The 1,174-nt window shown below is 39.2% G+C and carries 1 protein-coding gene; it reads right to left on the reverse strand.

The genetic code is table 11. From position 1 onward, the window contains the following. Positions 1 to 140: 140 nt before the first annotated feature. Entirely contained in the window at positions 141 to 950 is an 810-nt protein-coding gene (locus AB6D07_RS23000; RefSeq protein WP_102458428.1) for a class I SAM-dependent methyltransferase, read from the reverse strand. Positions 951 to 1,174: the final 224 nt, after the last annotated feature.

A 1,174-nucleotide genomic window follows, 5' to 3' on the forward strand; every position in this document is an offset into this window, starting at 1 on the left:
TTGCCTTGATCAGGTGTCCTAAATCGCAACTAGGAGCTTTTGAGGGGCTCTGTGGACTGTTTTTGATAGCTAACTCGCCCGTTTAACATAATAGGAATAATGAACACCAGATTTCTAACGCCAAGCATTGCGAATCACTCTTAAACAGTTTGATAACTGACTTTTCTAGCTACCACTAAGCCATGATTGCTTGACCCCAATAAAGTTGGTTCATCACAATTTATTAAGTGATAGTCTAACCAAGTTTGATATTGAGATGGCGTAAAGTTATTTACACCGTTAGATATATAGCGTCCAAAACCATCTGTCGCAGAGTGTCCGATAACACTAAAACCTTTGTCTTGTACCAAACTTTCCACTTCAGTTGGTGTGGCAAAGTACCCTATGTTGAAAAATCTATCTGCTTTCGAGTTTGAAACTGTGCCATGTTTATTTAGCTCAATTAGTACCTCTGGGGTTACTAGTTCTGGAAATTGCTGAGCGAACAGTCCCGCTACAAAAAAACGAGATATGTAGGCAACTGCTAACACTCCATTCGGCTTCAAAATTCGCAATGCTTCATTGATCGCCAGCTCTCTCTCATGTTGAGTTTTCAAATGGTAAAGAGGGCCTAGGATTACACAAAGATCTTGAGAGTTGCTTTCGATAAATGGCACTTCACATGCATTACCTTCAAACACTTTTAATTCGATGCCCTCAGATTTTGCTTTGGTGTTTAAAATATCGACTTGGTCAGGCACAAGCTCTACAGCTGTTACATCACAGCCCATTTTTGCAAAAGTCAAAGAATAGCGTCCTGTAGCTGCTCCCAACTCACACACCGATTTACCATTTGACAAATAAGGCATTAGTTTATGCATTGTTGTGTCAAACTCTAGCTGTGTGATGTACTGTCGAGTTAGCCTTTCATCTTCATTCGCCCCCGTATACTGGGCTATAAGCTCTTCCAATGTTAATACTCCTTTTACCAGTTAAAGCTTTCTATACGGCGAGATGCAGTATTTATACGTTGATTTATGCCTATTTAACCTTTCATGGTCAATATAAAATCAAAGACTTAAAACGTTTTTTTGAATTTTAGATGGCTACATTTATTCTAATGTGAGGAATTGAATTTAACGTAACTGCACTTAGTGCGAAGTGAGATTTAGACACAAGAACGGCTCCCGATTAG

Origin of the sequence: Vibrio sp. 10N.239.312.C11 (genome assembly GCF_041466065.1) — a bacterium.
In the GTDB taxonomy this organism is placed as follows: domain Bacteria; phylum Pseudomonadota; class Gammaproteobacteria; order Enterobacterales; family Vibrionaceae; genus Vibrio; species Vibrio tasmaniensis_A.